Source organism: Peterkaempfera griseoplana, assembly GCF_001418575.1.
In the GTDB taxonomy this organism is placed as follows: domain Bacteria; phylum Actinomycetota; class Actinomycetes; order Streptomycetales; family Streptomycetaceae; genus Peterkaempfera; species Peterkaempfera griseoplana.
On record NZ_LIQR01000054.1, the window covers coordinates 56,410 to 77,693 of the forward strand.

Here is a 21,284-nt window from a genome sequence, read left to right on the forward strand (position 1 = left end):
CGGCGCTGAGGGTGCGGCGCCGAGGAGGCCGCGGCGGCCGGAAGAATTCACACCCGTGCAACATGCGTACGGCCTGTCGGTTCGGCTTGGGCCGGTACCGGAGGGCTGCTCTCCTGTGTCCGGCGCCCATGAGTCGTCGCTGTCGAGCTGTGTGTCAGCCGTTGGACGCGGTTACGTTGACCGCGGCCCAGGCCTTGTCCACGGTGGTGTACTCGGTGCTTCCCTGGCCGTAGAGGTCCGCGGCCGCCTGCAGGGTCGCCGTGCGGGCGTCGTGGAAGTCGGTGCTGGAGACCATGTACCGGGTCAGTGCCTGGTAGAAGATCGCGACGGCCTTGTCGCGGCCGATGCCCGTCAACGTCGAACCGTCGTACGTCGGCGAGTTGTACGCGACGCCGTTGATGGTCCTGGCGCCGCTGCCCTCCGCCAGCAGGAAGAAGGCGTGCGAGGAGACGCCCGAGCCCCCGTGCACCTCGGTCTGGGGGGCGTTGGGGGACCAGTAGTCGACGGCCCCCTCCAGGACGTCCAGCGACGGGCGGTCCATGCGGCGCAGGAACCCCTGGCTCAGGCCGAGCTGCTCGCCCATCAGGTAGTTGGGGGCGTGCGTGGCGTTGTTCGTGCTGAACTCCACGGCGGTGCCGAAGATGTCGGCGAGCGACTCGTTCAGCGAACCGGGCTCGCCGATCTGCTCGTCGCCGGACGGGCTGTAGTCGGTCTGCAGGGCCGCCGTGGCCGAGACCACGCCGTGCGTCAACTCATGTCCGGTGACGTCCAGTTGGGTCAGCGGCTTGGTGAAGGTGTAGCCGTCGCCGTCGCCGTAGACCATGCACCAGCAGCCGTTGCTCCACCCGGCGTTGCCGTAGTTCTGCGCGAAGTGGACGACACCCACCGGCCCGACGCCGTCGTTGCGGATGCCGTTGCGTCCCAGCGTGTTCTTGTAGAAGTCGAAGGTCGACGTCAGCCCGTACTGGGCGTCGACGCCGGCGGTGTTGACGTCGGAGGTGGTGCCGTTCCCCCAGGCGTTGTCCGCGTCGGTCATCGCGGCCGAGCCGGAGACGACGCGGCTGTCCGACAGGATCGTGTTCCGCGCGTTCCTGACCTCGGCCTTGCCGCGGGTGGTGTCCACCAGGGTGTAGGCCGACGCGGAGGTCTGCGAGGTGTTCAGCGTCACCGTGCCGCTGTACATCGACGCGCCGGTGCCCACCGCCGGAAGGGGGTACTTGGAGCCGGGCTTGGCTCCCTGCGAGGCCTTCTGCCCGCTGCCCGATGCGGATGCCTGGGCGCTCAGGCCCTTGAGCTTGCTCTCCAGCTTGGGCGAGATGATCCCGTCCAGCGCGGGGGTGTCGCTCACCACGTCGCCGGTGCTCGCGTCGACCACCACCACGTGGGAGGCCGTCACGTCGTCGTTGGACGCCACCTGGACCTGGTAGGCGAGGACGGTCTTGCCGTTCTGGGTGTGCACGATCAGGTGGGGAGTCTCCGACGCGCCCTTGGGGACCACCGAGGCTGCCTTGGCGCGTGCCTGCTCGGCCGTCACCTTCGCCGACACGGTCGGCACCGAGACCTCGGTGTCCGACGCCCGGGTCACGCCGAGGTACTCGGAGGCGGCGGTGAGGTGGACGACGAGGTCGGCACCCACGACGGGAAGGTTCCGGTAGGTCTGTGCGAAGCGGACGTGCTGCTTGCCACTCTGATCGGCCATCACCTCCGTCACCACCAGCCCGCTCTGCGCGGTCAGACCGGTCTCGGCCGCGTGCGCGAAGGCCGCGGTCCGGGCGGCGTCGGCGGTGGCCGTGTCCGCGCCGGACCGGAGCGCTGCGGCGCTCGATCCCTCCGCGACGGGGGTTGCCCCGGCGGTTGTCGTGATCGAGACGGAGGTTGCGGTGGCGAGGACCACCGTGATTGCGATCTTGGATATCAGTGCAGCGCGCATGTCCGGCCTGTCCCTTGTTGGTTCGGTCCCGCACCCGGTGATCGACCGAGAGACGGGATGGTGGGAGCATGCCAACCGAATATTGCGTCCGGATTGCCGGAAGATCAGAAGATCATATCGTGGGCGATGCGCGTGAGTGGGCGTCACCCTGCCTGCTGTGCGCTGGTAGTTCGCCGTCCGACCGGCCAGTCGATGCTGTTGCCGCCGGCGATGCTTTCTCGTTGACGAGGCTGCGGTCTTCGCCTCCTGGTTCGGGCGCGCTGTGTCCGACACCCGGCTCAGGGGCTCCTCGGGAATCCGTATCTGTTTCGGCTGCCTGGAGCGGGTCGGTGACGTCGGGGCCCGCAAGAGCACGGGACGTCGCCGACCTCGCGGCGCGCCGACAGCGGTGGGCCGACCGGATGAGGCGAGTGGACCTCTCCGGGTGACTCAGGGTGACTCAGGCCATCTGATTCACCATGGACGGGTTGTGGTCGGACGCGTACAGAGGCCCGGCTTCGTCGGTCCGGAGCCGCTTGCGCAGTACGACCAGCCACCAGAGCAGCGGCAGGGCGAGGATGCCGGCGAAGACGAACCCGTTGCCCGCGAACATCGGCAGGAAGATCAGCCCGACCTCGACGGCGAGGAAGACGACGAGGCTGATCACCAGCAGCGGCGTGCGGGCTCGGCCGAGGTCGAAGGTCCCCGGCTCGGCCTCGGGGATCCGCCCGCGGTGACTGGCGACGAGCAGCCCGAAGGTCTGCAGCACGTACGTGGTGAAGAACGCGAGCGTCGCGACGCCGAGGAGGTAGTTGAACGCCTTCTCGTTGACCAGCGCGGAGAGCAGCATCAGCACCGAGACGCCGCCGAGACTGAGGACGGCGACGGAGGGCGTGCGTCGGACCGGGTGGACCCGGCGAAGCACCGCCGAGAACGGCATCATGTTGTCGCGGGCCAGCGAAAAGAGCAGTCGGGTGCCGACCAGGACGTTGGCCAGCAGGCACACCAGGATGTTGGTGAGGGCGACGGCGACGACGATCCGGGAGGCCACGGAGCCGAGCTGCTGGGAGATGATCGCCTCGATGGGCTCCGACGAGCTGCCGACAGCTGCGGGATGGCGGATCGCGAGCACGTAGACCAGGTACATCAGGAACTCGATCACGCACGACGTGGCGAACGCGTAGAACATCGTGCGGGGGATCACCCGACGCGCGTCCTTGGTCTCCTCCGCCACGTCCGCGACCGCCTCAACCCCGACCAGCCCGAAGAAAGGGCCGAGGGCCGCGGTGATCCAGGCGAGGACGTACGAGCCGTTGTCCGGGGTGTGTCCGTGGAACAGCGAGCTCAACGGCTGGGCGTCGTCGTGCACGAGGAACGCGAAGATCGCGACCAAGGCGGTCACCGCGAGGGTGATGACGAGCTCGAGGCCCACGCCGATGTTGTTGATCAGGGTGGCGAGGCGAAGGCCGTACGCGTTGATGAGGACGCAGACGATCACCACACCGATCGCGATGAGGATCTGGCGCGACTGCGTCAGGTCCCAGTCGAGCACGCTGCCGAGGTATCCCGCGAACACGTAGGCCAGGCTTGTCATCCCGCTGGTCCAGCCCACGAGCGCGGCGCAGCCGGTGAACCAGCCATAGCTCGGGCTGTTGAGCCGGCTCGTCCACTGGTAGGCGTAGCCGGCGAGCGGGATCTTCGCCGCCATGTCGGCTGCGATGAGGGTCCACAGCAGGAAGACCGGGATCGCGATGAAGAGGGTCCAGATGAAGGGTGATCCAGCATTCAGGAACCCCGAGCCGAAGCCGGTGAAGACGGCTGTCGTCGCACTGATCGTCGAGAAGCCGATCGCGAACGAGGCGATCCTGCCGACGGATCGATCGAGCTTCTGGTCATATCCGAACTCCGCGAGGCGCGCGTCCTCGTCCTCCCCGACGACGCGGGCAGGGGGAGTCAGGTCGGGTTTGACGGACAAGAGGTCGTCGGCCATGAGGGGCTCCTTCTCACGAGCTCGGGCCGGGTGCCGAAGGTTGACGTGCAGTGAACACTCCGGATGTCACCGACGGGAAGGACCGAACTCTTATCTGCCCATAAGCACGGGCTATCACAGCGCAGGATCGGTCTGCGGCACCCGGCTGAGCATGTACCTCACGAGCTGTCGCGCCCCGGCCGAGAGTCGGTCCGACCGCCAGGCCAAGGACGTGTAGCTCACCGGCCGGTCGACGATGGGGACGAAGGTGATGCCGGGCCGCGCGTAGAGGCGTTGCAGGGACGACGTCGTGAAACTGATGCCGACGCCGCGGGCGACCAACGTCGTCTCTGCCTCGTAGGTGGCGGCCTCCGCGGCGATGCTCGCGGGCCGACCGGCGCGGACATCGGTGGCCATCCAGTAGTCGCGCCACTGGCGGGCCGAGGCCGGCGCCACGATCAGCGGCTCGTCGAGCAACTCGCTGATCTCCAGCTCCGCCCGCTCCGCGAGGCGGTGCGTGCGCGGCAGGCAGGCGACCCAGGACTCCCTTGCCACCACGACGGCGTCGATCCCCGGGACATCTACCGGTGGCCGCAGCAACGCGATGTCACAGGCGCCGGAGCCGAGCCCGACGCTGGGGTCGGAGAAGTCGTACTCGATGGTCTCGATCGAGAGGTGGGGCAGGTTCTTCTGGACGCCGTCAAGAAGCTGGAAGAGGAGGTCTGCACCCATTCCGGTGAGGTACCCGACCCGGATCTGGGCGCTTCCGGCGAGGGTCTCGACGGCATCGAGAGCAGCATCGAGCTCACGCAGGACGGCGCGCACGTGGGGCAGCCACTCGCGACCGAGATCCGTCAGCGAGACGGAATGGGTGGTGCGGTCGAAGAGTCGATGCCCGATGTGCCCCTCGAGCTGCCTGATGGCCGCCGACAGGGCGGGCTGGGAGATGAAGAGCCGCTCAGACGCCTTGCGGTAGTTGAGGTCCGTCGCGAGCGCGTCGAAGTACTTGAGTAGCCGCAGGCTGACATCCCGGTTCACCGCAATCTCCCCCCACCTCCGTACGCCGTTCATAACCGTTGCTTATTGAATCATTCCAACTTCCTGCTTCCGTTGGCGCCCCCACGTCGAGAGCCTTCTCGTCATGTCCTCACACCACGGATCCATGACGATCGAGACGCCCGCACGCCAGGAGTTCTTCGACGTGACTGCCGAGTTCCAGACGTTCGTCGCCGGGACGGGAGTCCGCGACGGGATCGCCATGGCCTATTCCGCCCATACCAGTTGCTGCGTCTTCCTCCAGGAGGAGTCGGAGGATGTGACCTACTACGGAACGCAGCTTCTGCTCCAGGACACACTCAACGTGTTCGCCAAGATCGCTCCGCCGACCCGTCACGAGGGGCAGTACCTGCACCCCGGGCCGATCCACATCCGGAACGCGGCCGACCTCCGCGATGAGCTGCCCGCGTGGGGCCTCAACACCGATGGGCACATCATCTCCTCGGTCCTCGGCCGCTCGGCGGCCGTTCCGCTCGTCGACGGCGAGCTCATCCTCGGCGAGTTCGGACGCGTGTACGTCGGCGACCTCGACGGCGTGCGCCCGCGCACCCGGACGGTGCACTTCCAAGTGCTGGGCGGCTGAGCATGCTGGTCTACGCCGTTGACCTCGGCACCACCAACATCAAGGTGGTGCTCTACGACGAGCGACTGCGGCGGCTCTCGGTGGCGGCGGCACCGGCGGCGTATCTGCGCGACGGCGACCGGGTGGAGTTCTCCCCGGGCGACCTGTTCGACCTCGTCCTGCAGCTGATCACCCGCTGTGCCGGCTCCGTGGCCGACACCGGTCAGCAGCATGCCGTCATCGCGCTCACCGGTCAGGCGGAGTCGCTGGTGCTCAACGACCGGCGCGGGGAGCCGGCGCGACCCGGGCTCTCCTGGCTCGATGACCGCGCCACCGCGGAGGCGGTCGAGCTCGGCGAGCACTTCGGGGTCGATGAGGCGTTCGCGGTGACCGGGGAGCCGAGCCCGTCGGCGACGTGGCCCGCGGCCAAGCTTCGCTGGTTGGCGCGACACGAGCCCGAGACGCTGGACCGCACGGCCGCCGTCCTGATGGTGAAGGACGACCTGCTCCGTCGCCTGACCGGCACGACGGTCGGTGAGGTGACGACCCGCGGCTTCACCTACCTCTACGACGTCCGACGCGCGCGCTATTGGCCTGAGATCCTGGACCACCTGGGTGTCCCGGAGGAGTCGCTCGCGCCGCTCGTCGCGGCCGGAACCGATCTCGGTCCGGTCCTCTCTGCTGTCGCCGAGCGGCTCCCGGCTGCGGCGTCGTACCGGGTGAATGCCGGTGCACTCGACCATTTCTGCGCCATGGTCGGGACCGGGAGCTACCGCCCGGACGTGGTCAGCGAGTCGGCCGGCACGGTGCTCTCGCTGTCAATGCTCACGGCCGACTGGTCGTTCGACGTGGATCGGAAGGTCTCCTTCCACCCTGGGTTGGGCCCGGGCGAGATCGTCCTCTTCAACGGTGTCGACAGCGGCGGCGTCTCTCTCGAATGGTTCCGCCGTGAGGGGCTGTTCGGCATGGCGTACGCCGACCTTGAGCGGGCACTGTCGGCGCGCGGCGCGAGGGAGGCGCCGCTGTTCCTGCCCTACCTCACCGGAGTCAATCCGCCGGACTTCTTCCCCGATGCCCGCGGCGCCTTCCTCGGCCTCGACCTGGCCCACGATCGTCTCGATCTCGCCTACGCCGTGGAGGAGGGGGTGGCCCACCTCCTGCGCCGAAACGTGGAGTACCTCACAGCACGTCCGGTCGAGCAGATCGTCTCCTCCGGCGGCGGGGCGGCCTCGCCGTTCTGGAACCAGCTGAAGGCGGACGTCTGCGGGCTGGAGGTGCTCGTCCCCGACGAGTCCGAGGCCACCTGTCGCGGCGCGGCCGTCCTCGCACTGGTGGCAGCCGGCGAGATCGCCTCGATCGCCGATGCCGCGCAGCTCGACCAGCCGGCCATCACCGGCTACAGCCCGCGCCACGAACACCAGCAGGAGGCGCGTTACCGCCGGTTCGGCGATTACCTGCACCGCCTCTTCAACGACTGACACCCAAGGAGAGACACCATGAAGCTGGCCTGTTCATCCCCGATGGTCCCCGGAGACACCCTGACCGCGAAGGCCACCTTGCTCAAGCAGTGGGGCTACGACGCATTGGCCGTCTTCCAGCCGCTGGAGGAGTGGAACGACGACGTCCGGCGCGAGCTTGCCTCGCTCGAGCGCACCACCGGCATCCGTCCGGTCGAGTTCGTGCTGATCGACGACATCTACGGAAACGCGATGTCGCCCGACGCTGAGCTGCGGGCACGCTGCCGCGCGATGTATCTGGAGGCCGCCTCGGTCTGTGCCGAGATCGGTGCCGTGACCGAGATCGAGTACGAGTACGGCGCGCGCAGTCCGCTCCCGCTCTTCGAGCCCTACCAGCAGCTCGAGAGTGGCCAGGTCGACGCCTTCGCGGAGTTCTACCGCGAGGTCCTCGCCGTCGTCGAGGGCACGCCCGGCCGTGTGCTGCTCGAGCCGATCAACCGCTACGAGTGCCGCTACCTGAACCTGGTGTCCGACAACCTGGCCGTGCTCGAAGCGGTCGACCACCCGAACGCGGCTCTCCTTCCCGACACGTTCCATATGTCGATCGAGGAGGCTGATGTCGCGAGCGCCCTGCGCGATGCGGGGGACCGGATCGCGCACGTCCACCTCGGCGACAACAACCGGCTCCTGCCGGGGCACGGTCGGCTCGACTGGGTGTCCATCTTCCACGCGTTGCGCGACATCGGCTTCACCGGTGCGGTCAACCTCGAGTGCTCCACGGAGGGCGACCCGTTCACGAGCCTTCCAAAGACGGCCAAGCGCCTGCGTGAGCTGATCGACGCGTGACAACCACCCTGATGGCTCCCTGCTTCGAGATCGGGCCGAAGAACCTCCTGCGGCGCAGCCAGATCGAGCCGCTTGCCGTGGCCGCGGGACGGGCCGGAGCCGAGCACGGCGTCACCGTGCTTCTGACCGTTCCGACCGCCCTGGTCGCGCCCGTCCATGACCTGGATGCCGGCGTTCGGGTGTTGGCGCAGGGAATGGATGTCGTAGGCCTGGGTCCCTCGATGAACCGCGTCACCGCCGAGGCGCTGGCCGACGCCGGGGCCTGGGGCGTGATGCTCAACCATGACGCCGATCCCCTCGACGACGATCTTCTGGAGTCCGCGCTGGAACGCGCCGCAGAGGTGGGTCTGGCGACTGTCGTCTGCGCCGGCTCCACGGCGGACGCGGTCCGGTTCGCGGTCCTGGGGCCGACGGCCGTCCTGCTCGAGCCGCCCGACCTCATCGGCACCGCAGCGAGCGACGTACGTCCGTGGGTGCCGGTCTCGACCGCGGCCATCCGCAGGACCGGCGCGCACGTCCTTGCCCTGCATGCCGGGGGCATCTCCACGCCGGAGGTCGCGCGGTCCGTCATGGCCTGCGGTGCCGACGGCACCGGATCGACCAGCGGAGTCCTGTCGGCGCGGGATCCGCAGCGGGCGGCACGCGCATTCATCGCCGCGACCCGAGCGGGCTGGGACGACGCACGTCGTCGCGGTATCGCCCCGGTCGAGTCCATCGCCAAGAACGAAGACAACAACGAGAGCAGGAGATCATCATGACCACCACCCTGGCCGGCCGTACCGCAGTCATCACCGGAGGCGCTCGAGGCATCGGGCTGACCCTTGCCCGCGCGCTCGCCGCCGAAGGCGTCAACATCGCTCTCCTCGATCTGCTCGACACGGTCGAGGAGAGCGCGAAGACCGTCGCCAACGAGTACGGGGTTGCCACCCATGGGCTCCAGGTCGACGTGACCGACCGGGCTGCGGTCGCCGAGGCGTTCGGGACGGTGCGAGAGGCGATCGGCCTTCCGACGGTGCTCGTGACGGCCGCCGGCATCGAGATCAACGGCGACTCCGTCGACGTGACCGCCGAGCAGTGGCGCAAGGTCATCGACGTCAACCTCGGTGGCACCTTCTTCGCCGCACAGGCGTTCGGTGCGGGGCTCCTCCACGCGGGGATGCCGGGCTCGGCGATCCTCATCGCCTCGATGTCGGGTCACATCGTCAACGTGCCGCAGTGGGCAGCGTCGTACAACGCCTCCAAGGCAGGTGTGATCCACCTTGGCAAGTCGCTGGCGGTCGAATGGGCGGGCGCCGGCATTCGCGTGAACTCGATCTCGCCTGGGTACGTCCTCACCGACCTCACCCAGGCGATCCTCGACAAGGAGCCGGCCCTCCATGACGAGTGGGTCGCGCTGATCCCGCAGGGGCGGATGGCTGCGCCTGCCGATCTGTCCGGGCTCGTCACGTTCCTCGCATCCGACGCGTCGGCCTACCTCACCGCGCAGGACATCGTCATTGATGGCGGCTACACGGCGCTCTGACGCCGGGACGCACCCTCGTCGCCTCCGCGGGGCAGCGAGTACGTGGAACGTCACATCACAGAGCAGGGTGTAGTTGCGGTCCGAAGCCTCCGGTCTCCAGGAGCGATCGTGCGATGTAGTAGTTCGTGTCGCCTGGGGCAGTCTGCGCGGCTGGGCTTTCCGGTCCACTCGTCGTTGCTGACCCAACCGATCGGCTTGCCGAGGGCGCGATAACTGGGTGCCCCCGACGGTCGGGAGGCGAGGCGGGGGGTGTCGTCGAGGCCAGCAGGTACTCCATGCCCTGACAGTCCCGTATCTGCGCGAGCATTCGGTGAGCGGACGACGGGGGACTTCCCGTCACCCCTCATCATGAGATGGAATAAAAACCCACGCTTTGTCGGACAAACAGCGCGCGTGGCGGACCGGATGACACGGTCCGCCACGGGAGCTGCAGCGCTTACAAAGCAGGGGTCGGCGGTTCGAAACCGTCTGCGCCCATCCTGCCCGAGTACGACGAAGGCCCAGGTCGCCGGCCGCCTGCCGAGGACGCTGGGCCTTTTCCGTGTCGAGAGCCCGTGATGGTTACGCCATCCACGTGCGTGATCGAGGCCGGGAAGACGACGGTGCGGATGCCAGCGGCGCTCTTGGGTGCCTTCACCAGCAGGTCGGCGCGTGTCTCGACCTGGGGCCGCCGCACGTGGACCCGGTGCCCTTCCAGGTCGAGATCACTGCGCTGCAGGGCGGCCAGCTCCGAACCGGAGTCCGGAGAAGCTTGCCAGCACGACCAGGGCCTTGCAATGGGAGCCGACCACCTCGAACACACGGAACGGTTGATGCCTCGTCTGACCGTTGGGGTGCCGACAGGGGAGCCGGGCGGCACGCCGGTCACACCTTCGCCGGGCCGCCGACCCGCCGAAACGGGGCGATGATCTTTCGTACGGCCTCCGCGGCTCCCCAGTCGTCGTCGTCATGGGCGATGACGCTCAGGAGTTCCCGAAGATGGAAAAGGTCCATCCGGTTCCGCCAGCCGTCGTCGATCCCGGTGATCGCCTCGTACGCGGCGAAGAAGTGGTCCGAGGCCGGCGGACGCGGGGAGCACCAGAGCATGCTGAGGTCGATCTCCGGCCAGTTGTAGGACACGGCGGGGTCGATGAGCGCGGGCGCACCGTCGGCGGTGGCGACGATGTTCTCCTGCCACAGATCGCCGTGGGTCAGACACGGGGGTCGGTCCGGCACGAGTTCGGGCAGCGCTGCGCAGAGCCGCTCCAGGGCCTGACGCTCCGCGGCGTCGAAGGCCGCATCGACCAGGGGCTCCGACAGCCAGCGCAGAATGCGGCGCTCCGCGAGGAACGCGTGGCCGTCGCTGTCCCAGGTGTTGTCCTGGCGCAGTCGGCCCAGCCAGCCCGGACGGTGCCAGCCGAACCGCTCAGCGGTCGTGGAGGTGTGCAGGCCGGCGACCGTGCTGGCGAGCTGCTCCCAGAAGCGCTCGTCGTCGCGGCGCGGCTGCATCTTCTCCAGCACGAGCAACCTGGCCGAGGCGCACAGCACCTCCGGCGTGATGGCCCCGCCGGGCTCGCGGAGCTCCGTCAGGCCGGCGGCTTCGACGGGGAAAATGTCCCGGTCCGGCCCGCGGAGCGTTTTAGCGAATATCTGGGAATTGTCTTCGAGGGTTGCCAGCCCGGCGATTGCGACTACTCCGCCGGTTGCTTTCTCCACCTCTTTGGCCGCGTACCCCACTTCGCGGAGACGCTGGATGAGTATCTCTTCGTCGGACACCTGGAAATCACACCATGCTTTCCCGTGCACGCCAGGGAACGGTTCCGGCCAATTCATCGGCGGCCGTGGGCCTGACCCGTGTACGGCTCGGCATGGAGACCGCAGCAGTGCGGCGCCGCTGGCTTCCGCGGTCCGACCGCCCTTGCCCCCGACGATGGTTGCTTGATCACCTTGACCATTGCCAGGGCCGGCTGAGCCGACTCCCTGCATTCGGCCACAACCGCACCACCGAGCGGTTGGCTCGGCCGGTGTTCATGCGCCGACCAGCCGGCGGCGAAACCGGCGAAACGTCACCCCGGAGAGCCGGCGTCAGTAGCCTTGCGGCCATGCATCGCAGTCGACTGGTCGGGATCCTTATCGACACGCCTGCCGCGCAAGCCGACGCGGCAGTGGACTTCTGGTCCGCCGCGCTGGGCGCCCAGGCCTACCCCGCGCCGGGCGAGGAGCAGTTCACCGTCCTGATCGACGCCGCACCTGGCCTGTTCACCGTCGTCCAGGCGGTCGATGACGCGCCGCGCTACCACGTCGATATCGAGACCGACGACCTGGAGGCAGAGGTCGCCCGCCTGACGGCGCTGGGCGCGGAGCTGGTGACCCGCTGGAAGGACGCCTTCACGCTGCGCTCCCCAGGCGGCCACCTGCTCTGTGTGGTGCCCGTGCACAGCGATCCTGAGACGTTTGCCAACTCGGCGCGAACCTGGCCATGACGCGCACCCCGGCCCGGACGCGGGCCAAGGTGTCCCCCGGACGCGGCGCACCTGCATGTCGATCACGGTGATGCTGTCGGCGCCTCGTGCCCGCTGCGTGCCCGTTCCGGCAGGATGCGGGTATTCGCAGGTAACCTCCAGTCAGGTCGGGAGCTGCCAGGTCTGCCGCTGCCCGTACGCTGGGTCTTCCACACCGGGGCCATTACCCCTCCGCGGACCCGTGCTTGTCCCCGAAGACGATGACCCTCTGCTGATTGCCTCCTACGACGAGCTGAGCGACCCCACGTCTGTAGCCGTTTCTGTTGCCCAGCGGCGAAAGGCTGGGCAGCGGCATCGGCGACTGCTTCGTCTCGCTGCCTGCCGACGGCACCGCTCCTGATCTCGCAGGTTGACATCAACGTTGCCGGACGGGGGCGGATCGGGCCGATCGCTGACGGGCCCGACACGGCGTGCGGAGGGCCCCGCATCGAGCGGGACCAGGGGTTCACTCGGACACCTTGCGGGCAGGCCCAGGAACTGCCCGAGTTGTCAGCGAGCGTACGGCCCCTGGCCATGCTCGATCCCAGATCGGACAGGACATCACCCAAAGCTGCTCCACCACCCGCGCGGTACGCTTCTGCCCGAACCGGGGGAGGGGACATCCATGCAGAACCCGTTCAGGGACGGTGGACCACTCGACAGGGGTACCACCGTTGTGTCGCTACTCATCTCCATAGGCTTCTTGATCACCGGTATCAGGACGTACGGCCACGGAGGCTCGCTGGGGTGGCCTCTCGGAGCGGCTCTCATGGTGGTGATCTCCCTGCGCGCCGTCCACCGAGAGTTCTTCCGCCGTCCGCGGGATCAGTCGTAGCAGCTCAGGCCGTCTCCGGGCCGCGGACGAGGCTGACCGACGCGGACAGACAGTGCTCACCCCACCGCAGATCGGAAGCTTGGCACGCCGATGCGCCGCAGGTGGCAGGCTCGGCTGACTGGATCCAGGGCGAGGAGTCGAGTTCGGACGGCGGTCTCAGCGGACTTGTCCATGAGAGCCGCCGTCACCGACGCGAACGCTGAGCTGGGCCCCCAGATCCCGGAAGCCCAGCGCCAGCGCGACACGCTTGGACGGGTGCGGCCGTGCTCGCCACTGCGGAAGCAGCCCGGTGTCCAGTGCGCGGGCCACCGCCGCAGACGCCACCGTTCGTGCCAGCCCCCGGCCCCGGTGGTCCGGCGCGACCAGGACGCTGAGGTGGGCCACCGACTGCGGCCAGCCGCGATAGCCGGCCGCGGCAACCAGGTCGTCACCGTCACGCAGGACATATGCGGGAGAGGTGATCTCCTCCAAGCCGCTTTCCCCAGCGTCCTCTTCACCGGCACGAGCCAGCAGCGTGGCCAGTCCGCGGTCGTCGCGTGGCACCTCCTCGACAGCGGCGCCGGCATGCACGGGCCGGAAGTCAGCTCGGTCAAGATAGGAGAGAGACGCTGGCCCCAGTACGTCGAGGACGGGCAGCACCTCCCGCAAGCGATTCGCGTCGAGGAGTTCTGCGGGAGACAGTCTGCTTGCTGGACCCGCCATCTGCTCGGCGATGTGGTCGCTCGGCACAGTGACGATGCCGGCGTCGCCGAGGACCACAACTCCCGTCCACGACGGCGGACAGAGCTGTGATTCCGGTGAAACCACCACGTTCACCCCGTTCAGGGAGGAGAACTGCACTGGCTTCACTGCCAGTTCGACCCATAGATTCCGGGCTCGGTCCAGCAAAGGATCTGTGGTCATGGCGGCATCGTGTCGGTCTTCGGTGCTTTGCACGACTGGTTATCTCCGAGGCGGAGTGCCTGGGCGCCTCTGTTCTGCGACACATCGTCACCCGGCCTCGCCCCGGCGGCGCGACGACCACACGGACGAGCGACGACAACAGGTGACACCGCAGGGGGACCACTGGTCGGCTTGACGGTGAGTAGCGAGGCGCGTGCCCGTCGCCCGACCGCACGGGGGCACTGAGCAGGCAGCCGGGGTCAACCGCGTTCGAAGCGGCGAGGAACGGCAGGCCGGCGGAAGCGCGACGACGCGGACCCGGGACCGCTCGTGATCGACGGACCGAACCGCCGCCCGACGTTGGCCAGGCCACGTTCCAGGGGTCGTCACGGCCCCCGGAGCCGTCGCGGTAGTGCAGCGAACTACAGCAACCAGCACGACCGCGCGCGACCGTCATGGGCCGTGCATGGCCGACGGACCAGTGCGGTGACCATCAACGGCCATCGCACCCACCCGCAGTCCGGGACGAAGAGGCCTCAAACGCTCCACACGTACTCGGCGAGGAACTCCGGACGGCACTCGTGCTGGTACTCCTCGGGTGCCTGTCGAAGCACGACAGCTCCATGCGGTAGGCGGTGGCAGAGGTCGTCCCAGGCCACGAAGGGCAGATGGGCCGGGATCTCGACCGGACCTGTGATCGCATCCCGGAAGGCATCCCGGTTCATGCCGTAGAAGCTGGGGAATCGCAGTGCCTGCGCGAGCACTGTGTGCAGTCCGCGTTCATCGGCGGCTGTACAGAGCCGGGTGTGCCGGCCGCACCGGAAACCGTGCGGACGCAGGTCCCTACCCCCGCCCAGGGCAGCCCGATGCTGCGCCCTCGGTAAGACAGCCGTGCACGCCCGGTCACGACCACTCGCTCCCTCCCCCGTAGCGTCGGCCCGCAACGCCTCGGCCGAAGGCCGGCCGGAGGCGGCCCCATGCGATGAAGAAAGCGGGAGGAAGCAGTGCAGTTCGGGATTTTCACGGTGGGTGACGTCACTCCGGACCCCACAACCGGCCGGACGCCGACCGAGCATGAGCGGATCAAGGCCATGGTCGCCATCGCGCTGAAGGCGGAGGAGGTCGGCTTGGACGTGTTCGCCACCGGCGAGCACCACAACCCGCCGTTCGTACCCTCCTCGCCGACGACCATGCTCGGCTGGATAGCCGCCCGCACCGAGCGGATCATCCTCTCCACCTCCACCACGCTGATCACCACCAGCGACCCCGTGAAGATCGCCGAGGACTTCGCGATGCTGCAGCACCTTGCCGACGGCCGGGTCGACCTGATGCTGGGCCGCGGCAACACCGGGCCGGTCTACCCGTGGTTCGGCCAGGACATCCGCCAGGGGATCCCGCTGGCCATCGAGAACTACGCGCTGCTGCACCGGCTGTGGCGTGAGGACGTGGTGGACTGGCAGGGTCGCTTCCGCACCCCCCTCCAGGGCTTCACCTCCACGCCGCGTCCGCTGGACGGCGTCGCACCCTTCGTCTGGCACGGATCCATCCGCTCCGCGGAGATCGCCGAGCAGGCCGCCTACTACGGGGACGGCTTCTTCCACAACAACATCTTCTGGCCCGCCGACCACACCAAGCGCATGGTCGAGCTCTACCGCGAACGCTATGCGCACTACGGCCACGGCAAGCCCGAGCAGGCCGTGGTGGGCCTCGGCGGCCAGGTCTTCATGCGGCGGAACTCCCAGGACGCGGTGCGTGAGTTCCGCCCGTACTTCGACAACGCGCCCGTGTACGGGCACGGCCCCTCCCTGGAGGAGTTCACCGAGCAGACCCCACTCACGGTGGGCAGTCCGCAGCAGGTCATCGAGCGGACGCTCGCCTTCCGCGAGTACGCCGGCGACTACCAGCGCCAGTTGTTCCTGATGGACCACGCCGGCCTGCCGCTGAAGACCGTGCTGGAGCAGCTCGACATCCTCGGCGAGGAGGTCGTCCCCGTACTGCGCGAGGAGTTCGCCAAGGGACGGCCCGCCGAGGTCCCCGACGCCCCCACCCACGCATCCCTCAAGGCCGCGCGCGGGCCGGTCACGGACACCGCCCGATGACGCCGTGTCAGGGCGCACAGAACGCCTCCCAGCCTTCGACGCGCTGATCACCAAGGGAGCACACCGTGGCACAATCCGCCGCCACCCCCGCCGGGAAACCGGCACATCCGGCCCTGCCCGGAGCCCTGGCCGTGCTGACCGTCGTCAGCGGCTTCCTGGACGCCGTCAGCTATCTCGGCCTGGGGCACGTCTTCACCGCCAACATGACCGGCAATGTCGTGATCATCGGCTTCGCCGCCGTCGGCACCCCGGGCTTCTCGGTCACCGGGTCGCTGGTCTCACTCGCGGCGTTCCTGGCCGGTTCGGTCTGCGCCGGACGGGTCGAGCAGTACCACCGCGACTCTCCGCAGCACATCTGGGTGCGGACGGTGCTGACCACCGAGGCCCTGCTGCTCGCGGCCGCCACCGCGGCCGCCTTCGCCTCGGGCCCCACCGATCTGCTGATCGCCCTGGTCGCGCTCGCCATGGGCCTGCGCAACGGCACCGTGCGCAAACTCGCCGTGCCCGATCTCACCACCACCGTGCTGACCCTGACCCTGACCGGTCTGGCCTCGGAGTCGTCGCTGGCCGGCGGCACCAACCCGAGGGCCGGCCGCCGGCTGCTGGCGGTCGCGGCGATGCTCGTCGGCGCCGCCGCCGGCGCAGTCCTGGTCAACCACCACGGGCTCGGCTGGCCGATGCTGATCAGCACGGTCCTGGTCGGGGGAGTGGCGATCGGCTACCGCGACCGGCACTGAGGCCCGCACACTGAGGCCCGCACACCGGGGCCCGCATACCGAGGCCCCGTCCGCTGAGTCCTGCGGACGGGGCCTCGGTGCGTCTGTGCCGCCCGGCCCTGACGGGGCGGGGCGGCACAGGGGTCGCGTGGGTCAGGTGCGGGCGAGGGGGGTGTCGACGAGGTGCTCGGCGAGGAACCAGACCTGGCTCTCACCGGTACGGACCAGCTGCGAGACCAGGAGGTCATTGGTGCCGTCGTCACCCATCTCGGCGGCGCGCGCAGCGGCGTCACGGCTGTCGACCAGGATCGACTCATGGGCCCGCAGCAGGCGCGAGAGCATCACCGGCACCTGCTCGGTCCCGTCCGGGGGGCGCGGGATCGAGGTGAGCTCGGCGGCGTGCCGGGGGTCCCCGACGGCCACACCGCCCAGGGTCTGGATGCGCTCGGCGAGCGCGTCCACCAGGGCCAGCTGCTCCGCCGCGTGCTTGTCGAAGAGCTGGTGCAGCTGGAAGAAGGTGGCGCCGCGTACCGTCCAGTGGCTCTTCTTGTAGAGGGAGTAGAGGATCTGGGTGTCCGCGAGCAGCCTGCTCAGGCGCTGACAGGAGTACGCCCGGGTGTCGTGGGCCAGGCCGAGCGGGAACAGTTTGACGGTCCCGAAGGGCTGTACCTCGGGGCCGCTCTGCTGGGTGATCGGCTGACTGCTGGGCGGGGTGGCGATGGTGGGTTCCATGGCTGTGCTTTCTGGTCGTGGCGGGAAGTGGACCGGCCGGCCGAGCCGGATCGCGGCTCGGCCGGCCGGGAGTGCAGGCGGGGGGGTTACCCCTCCTGCGTCGTGGGGCCGTGCGGGCGTACCGGTCGGGCCGGCACGGGTCGTGGGAGTCGTACGGGTCGTGCGGGTCGTACGGGATGCGGCTGTTAAGCCGCGGGCGTTGCGCGGTGGAGCAGGAGCCGGGTGAGCACGCCGCTGCCCACCCCTGTCACCAGGGCGACCGCGAACCACCATGCGGGGTACGGCAGCAGGCCGAGCGGCTGGTCGGCGGACCACCGCCCCGGCCCGGTGGCGGCGAGCACGGCAGCCGTGGTGATGAGGAACAGCGGGTACTCGTAGCCGTCGTTCTGGACCCACAGGCCGTGGTGCCACTTGACGGTGAGCGCCACCGTCATGACGCCGATGGCGCCGGTGGCGGCGAGCGGGGTCAGCAGGCCGGCGGCAAGCAGCAGTCCGGAGCCGATCTGCCCCGCCCCGGCGGCCAGGGCCGTGAGGGAGCCGCCGCGGAACCCGTCGTCGTGGAACTCACGGGTGCCCCCCTCCAGCCCCGCGCCGCCCAGGTGATGACTGACCTTCTGCACGCCGTGCCCGGCGATCAGCAGCCCGCACACCAGCCGCAGGATCAGCAGGCCGAGGTTCACCGGCCGCTCCGCTCCGTGACATGGGCCGGCACGGTCAGCCCGCCGCGTGCGCGCCGATGACGGCCTGCGCGTACACGACACCGAGCCCGTAGGCGCCGCCGTGCTCCTTGACGATCTCCATGACCGCGCCGTACGTCTCCTGGCGGGCCCAGTCGCGCTGGAGCTCCAGCAGGACCTGCACCCAGGTCACCGGGACGGCGCCGGCGGTGACCATCCGCTGGAGGGCGTGCTCGTGTGCGGCCGGGGTGACGCCGCCGGAGGCGTCGGCGACGACATAGACCTCGTAGCCCTGGCCGAGAGCCGAGAGCGCCGGCAGCACCAGGCACACCTCGGTCCACAGGCCGGACAGGATGATCTTCTTACGGCCGGTGGCCTTGACGGCCTCGACGAACGCGGGGTCCTCCCAGGCGTTCATGGTCGTGCGGTCGATGACCTCGTGCTTGGGGAAGACCTCGACCAGCTGCGGCAGGATCGGGCCGGAGAACGACTCCGCGGCGACGGTGCTGAGCACCACGGGGACGTCGAAGGCCCGAGCGGCCTTCGCCAGGCCGACGGTGCTGTTGATGATGGCGGTCCGGTCGCCGCTGCCGGTGCCGAAGAACATCTGCGGCTGGTGGTCGACGAAGACCATGACCGCGTTGTCCGGGGTGAGCAGGTCGGGGCTGGGGGCAGCCTTCACCTGGGCGAAGTCGACCATGAGGGGTTCCTCTCAAACAGGGGGCGTGACCGCGGCCGCGGGAAGGCGCGGGCGGGTGGAGCGACGACGCCTTGGGCCGCCGCAGGCCGGGCGGACAGGCCGCGCCCCTGCGCACCGTCGGTGCGGGGGTTCGGCGGCCTTGCGCCACGTCAACGAAGCTAGTCCCGCGGACGGCGTCGCTTCTTTCCCCACCGCGCCCTGTGCTGTTCCGGCACTGCACACACCGGCAGGCACATCCGGGCGGCGATTTCTGCCTGTGGTTCTGCCTGGGAAGTCCGACGGCGGGCTGCTTGGCTGTCGGTGCGGGCGGGAACCCGGGCCCCGCCGAAGCGGCCCGGTTGCGCTCCAGCGAGGTCGCTGCCCGTACGACGAGCCGTCCGGCGCTGCCGGGCACCGGCCGCCGCCTGGGGAGGTGTGCGGCCGTCCGTCCTGTTCCCGCCCGCTGACAGCCCGGAGTCACTTCCCATGAGGGGAGAGCAACTTGAGCTTGGTGTTGACGACCGCATCCGTGCCGGACGGGGACAAGGTCGCCTACTGGAACGACGCGGTGAGCAGGACGCTGGTGCCGATGACGGTCGCCCCGCGGGGCGACGGGCCGTTCGACGGCCGGATCGCCACCGACCGCCTCGGCTATCTCCAGGTCTCCACCATGGAGGCCGACGCAAAGCGGGTCAGCCGGACTCCGGCCCTGATCGCCCGCTCCTCCGAGGCGCTGGTGGCGGTGGGTGTCCAGGTGTCCGGTACGGCCACCTTCATCCACGACGGCCGGCGGGCCGAGGTGTGCGAGGGCGACCTCGTGGTCTACGACACGACCCGGCCGTACTCCTTCGACTATCCGCAGCGGTTCGCCACGCACGTCTTCCAGCTGCCCCGCCGGATGCTGGGCGTGCCGGACAGCGACATCCGGCAGGTCACCGGCGCCGCCATCGGCACCGGGGACGGCGTCGGCGCGATGCTGCTGCCGTTCCTGGCCACCCTGGCCTCCTCGGCGGGCGGCTACCAGCCGGCCGTCGCGGACCGGCTGGCCGGCAATGTGGTCGACCTGCTCGCCACCCTGATCGCGGAACGGGCCCACCCGGACGCCACGGACGCGGACACCGCCCGCAGCCACCTGCTGCTGCGCGTCCGCGACCACATCAACCGGAACCTGGGCGACCCGGAGCTGTCGCCGGAGGGCATCGCCCGGGCGCACCGGATCTCCGTCCGGTACCTGCACCGGCTCTTCGAGGGCGAGGGAACCACCGTCGGCCGGCTGATCCAGCAGCGGCGCCTGGAGGAGTGCAGCCGGGAGCTGGCCCGCCGCGGCAGGACCGCCCCCACCGTGTCCGCCGTCGCCCAGCGGTGGGGCTTCGTCAACCCCGCCCACTTCAGCCGGGCGTTCCGGGCCGCGTACGGCGTCTCCCCCCGTGAGTGGCGCAACCTGCGCACCGCCCAGGACGACGGCGGCCGGCCCCCGGCGGCCGCGCCGGCGCCGGGGACCGCTCCGGGGGCTGCCGCCGGTGTCCGGGGTGCCGGCCGGACAGGGGGCTGACCCCACACCGTCCAACGGGTAGGGTGCCCGCTCGAAGCCGTGCGGGCCGCCCTGTGCCGACGGCGGCAGTGCCCGGTTCGGCGGCCGCAGCATCGGCTGCCGCCCCTCCACCAGGCACCCGATGCATCGATCCACCCTTTTCGTTCCAGGCCCCGTTGGCCCTGTCGGCAGGAGACCGTGTGTCCGACTTCGCCCCTTCGTCCGTTCGGCACCCGGTCCTGGACCGTCCCACCCGAGCGTTCGTGGCCCGGCACACCTGCCCCGCGCCGGCGCACGACCCGGACCTGGAGGAGGCCCGGACGGGCCTGGCCCGGCTGCAGGGCGCGGACGATGCCCTGGACGAGGAGGCCACCTCCACGGAGTGGTTCGCGCTGCCGGGCGGCCCCACCGGTCACGTACGGGTGCAGGTGGTCAGGCCCGCCGACAGCGTCGGCGAGATCCCCGTCGTGCTGTTCCTGCACGGGCTGGGCTGGGTCCTGGGCGACGCCGGCACCCATGAGCGCGTGGTACGCCAGTTCGCCCTCGGCACGGACGCGGCCGTGGTCTTCGTCGAGTACGAGCGAGCCCCCGAGGCGCAGTACCCAGTCGCCGTCGAGCAGTGCTACGCGGTCGCGAAGTGGATCTGCGAGCGAGGCGGCGAGATCGGCCTGGACGGGAGCCGGATGGCCGCCGTGGGCGACTCGGCGGGCGGCAACCTGGTGGCGGCGCTGACCCTGCTGGCCAAGGAGCGCGGCGGGGTGCAGCTGGTGCAGCAGGTGCTGCTCTGCCCGGTCACCGACGCCGACTTCGACACCCCCTCCTACCAGCAGTTCGCCAAGGGGTACTTCCTCGGCAGGGAGACCATGCGCTGGTTCTGGGACCAGTACCTTCCCGACGTGACGCAGCGCAGCGAGGCGACCGCATCACCCCTGCAGGCCTCCCTGGAGCAGCTCACCGGGCTGCCCCCGGCGCTGGTGGTCACCAGCGAGGCCGACGTGGTGCGCGACGAGGGCGAGGCCTATGCGGCGAAGCTCCGTGCGGCGGGCGTGGCGGTGGTCTCGATGCGCTACCACGGGACGATCCACGACTTCATGGTGCTCGACCCCCTGCGCGACACGGACGCCGCCCGGGCAGCCCTGATCCAGACCCTCGACACGGTCCATGTAGCCCTGCACCGGCACCGCGGCTGAGCCGGTCACCTCGGCATGCGCTCGGTGTGCGCCCGGGGCACAGCCCCGGTGCACGGGCAGGCAGGCTCCGCCGCCCGGACCGGGTTGGCTGGGGTGCGGCCGCCGGAACGGCGAACGGGCCGGTCGAGCCGTGGCACACGCC

General features: G+C 69.7%; 19 protein-coding genes. 10 read left to right on the forward strand and 9 right to left on the reverse strand.

Annotation, left to right across the window (positions count from 1 at the left end):
• Positions 1 to 154: 154 nt before the first annotated feature.
• From AOK09_RS04500 to AOK09_RS04510, 3 genes are all read right to left on the reverse strand, one after another.
• Positions 155 to 1,930, reverse strand: coding sequence for a M4 family metallopeptidase (locus tag AOK09_RS04500; RefSeq protein ID WP_055585792.1), 1,776 nt, complete (start codon positions 1,928 to 1,930; stop codon positions 155 to 157).
• A gap of 439 nt (positions 1,931 to 2,369) precedes the next feature.
• Positions 2,370 to 3,899, reverse strand: coding sequence for an APC family permease (locus AOK09_RS04505; RefSeq protein WP_055585793.1), 1,530 nt, complete (start codon positions 3,897 to 3,899; stop codon positions 2,370 to 2,372).
• Between the two features lie 114 nt (positions 3,900 to 4,013).
• Entirely contained in the window at positions 4,014 to 4,916 is a 903-nt protein-coding gene (locus tag AOK09_RS04510) for a LysR family transcriptional regulator (protein WP_217698377.1), read from the reverse strand.
• 124 nt (positions 4,917 to 5,040) lie between these two features.
• Between AOK09_RS04510 and AOK09_RS04515 the strand changes: the two genes are divergently transcribed.
• Genes AOK09_RS04515 through AOK09_RS04535 form a run of 5 tightly spaced genes read left to right on the forward strand, consistent with a single transcriptional unit; the run spans position 5,041 to position 9,321 of the window.
• Entirely contained in the window at positions 5,041 to 5,517 is a 477-nt protein-coding gene (locus AOK09_RS04515) for a YjbQ family protein (protein WP_055585795.1), read from the forward strand.
• A 2-nt stretch (positions 5,518 to 5,519) separates the two neighbouring features.
• On the forward strand, positions 5,520 to 6,974 hold the full coding sequence (locus AOK09_RS04520) for an FGGY-family carbohydrate kinase (RefSeq protein WP_055585796.1): 1,455 nt from the start codon (positions 5,520 to 5,522) through the stop codon (positions 6,972 to 6,974).
• Positions 6,975 to 6,992: 18 nt separating this feature from the next.
• Entirely contained in the window at positions 6,993 to 7,799 is an 807-nt protein-coding gene (locus AOK09_RS04525) for a sugar phosphate isomerase/epimerase family protein (RefSeq protein ID WP_079062743.1), read from the forward strand.
• Complete coding sequence (locus tag AOK09_RS04530) at positions 7,796 to 8,557, forward strand: triose-phosphate isomerase (protein ID WP_055585798.1); 762 nt, start codon at positions 7,796 to 7,798, stop codon at positions 8,555 to 8,557. Before AOK09_RS04525 ends, AOK09_RS04530 begins: the two co-directional genes overlap by 4 nt.
• Positions 8,554 to 9,321, forward strand: a complete 768-nt coding sequence (locus AOK09_RS04535) for an SDR family oxidoreductase (protein ID WP_055585799.1) — start codon at positions 8,554 to 8,556, stop codon at positions 9,319 to 9,321. The genes AOK09_RS04530 and AOK09_RS04535 overlap by 4 nt, the downstream gene beginning before the upstream one ends.
• Positions 9,322 to 10,185: 864 nt before the next feature.
• Here the strand turns inward: AOK09_RS04535 and AOK09_RS04540 are convergent.
• The gene (locus AOK09_RS04540; protein ID WP_079062744.1) at positions 10,186 to 11,133 is read right to left on the reverse strand and encodes a fructosamine kinase family protein; all 948 of its coding nucleotides are present in this window, start codon (positions 11,131 to 11,133) and stop codon (positions 10,186 to 10,188) included.
• Positions 11,134 to 11,402: 269 nt separating this feature from the next.
• Between AOK09_RS04540 and AOK09_RS04545 the strand changes: the two genes are divergently transcribed.
• Complete coding sequence (locus tag AOK09_RS04545) at positions 11,403 to 11,783, forward strand: VOC family protein (protein ID WP_055585801.1); 381 nt, start codon at positions 11,403 to 11,405, stop codon at positions 11,781 to 11,783.
• A 1,009-nt stretch (positions 11,784 to 12,792) separates the two neighbouring features.
• On the opposite strand, the gene AOK09_RS37300 is transcribed toward AOK09_RS04545, so the two are convergent.
• Positions 12,793 to 13,539, reverse strand: a complete 747-nt coding sequence (locus AOK09_RS37300) for a GNAT family N-acetyltransferase (RefSeq protein WP_079062749.1) — start codon at positions 13,537 to 13,539, stop codon at positions 12,793 to 12,795.
• Between the two features lie 515 nt (positions 13,540 to 14,054).
• Positions 14,055 to 14,594, reverse strand: a complete 540-nt coding sequence (locus AOK09_RS43565) for a barstar family protein (RefSeq protein ID WP_079062750.1) — start codon at positions 14,592 to 14,594, stop codon at positions 14,055 to 14,057.
• Here AOK09_RS43565 and AOK09_RS04565 point away from each other — a divergent pair.
• Positions 14,523 to 15,617 carry an LLM class flavin-dependent oxidoreductase gene (locus AOK09_RS04565; protein WP_055585804.1) on the forward strand — a complete coding sequence of 365 codons (1,095 nt, stop codon included), beginning with the start codon at positions 14,523 to 14,525 and terminating at the stop codon, positions 15,615 to 15,617. The genes AOK09_RS43565 and AOK09_RS04565 overlap by 72 nt on opposite strands.
• Before the next feature lie 65 nt (positions 15,618 to 15,682).
• Positions 15,683 to 16,354 (forward strand): YoaK family protein, encoded by a 672-nt coding sequence (locus tag AOK09_RS04570; protein ID WP_079062745.1) that lies wholly within the window; start codon positions 15,683 to 15,685, stop codon positions 16,352 to 16,354.
• A gap of 132 nt (positions 16,355 to 16,486) precedes the next feature.
• Here the strand turns inward: AOK09_RS04570 and AOK09_RS04575 are convergent, their stop codons facing one another.
• The 3 genes from AOK09_RS04575 to AOK09_RS04585 form a co-directional block, all read right to left on the reverse strand.
• Positions 16,487 to 17,065, reverse strand: coding sequence for a Dps family protein (locus tag AOK09_RS04575; protein WP_055585805.1), 579 nt, complete (start codon positions 17,063 to 17,065; stop codon positions 16,487 to 16,489).
• A gap of 185 nt (positions 17,066 to 17,250) precedes the next feature.
• Entirely contained in the window at positions 17,251 to 17,745 is a 495-nt protein-coding gene (locus AOK09_RS04580) for a DoxX family protein (protein ID WP_055585806.1), read from the reverse strand.
• A 34-nt stretch (positions 17,746 to 17,779) separates the two neighbouring features.
• Positions 17,780 to 18,442 carry a hydrolase gene (locus AOK09_RS04585; RefSeq protein WP_055585807.1) on the reverse strand — a complete coding sequence of 221 codons (663 nt, stop codon included), beginning with the start codon at positions 18,440 to 18,442 and terminating at the stop codon, positions 17,780 to 17,782.
• A gap of 481 nt (positions 18,443 to 18,923) precedes the next feature.
• Here AOK09_RS04585 and AOK09_RS04590 point away from each other — a divergent pair, with 481 nt between their 5' ends.
• Entirely contained in the window at positions 18,924 to 19,973 is a 1,050-nt protein-coding gene (locus AOK09_RS04590) for an AraC-like ligand-binding domain-containing protein (protein ID WP_079062746.1), read from the forward strand.
• Between the two features lie 179 nt (positions 19,974 to 20,152).
• On the forward strand, positions 20,153 to 21,142 hold the full coding sequence (locus AOK09_RS04595; protein ID WP_055585808.1) for an alpha/beta hydrolase: 990 nt from the start codon (positions 20,153 to 20,155) through the stop codon (positions 21,140 to 21,142).
• The last annotated feature ends 142 nt before the right edge of the window (positions 21,143 to 21,284 follow it).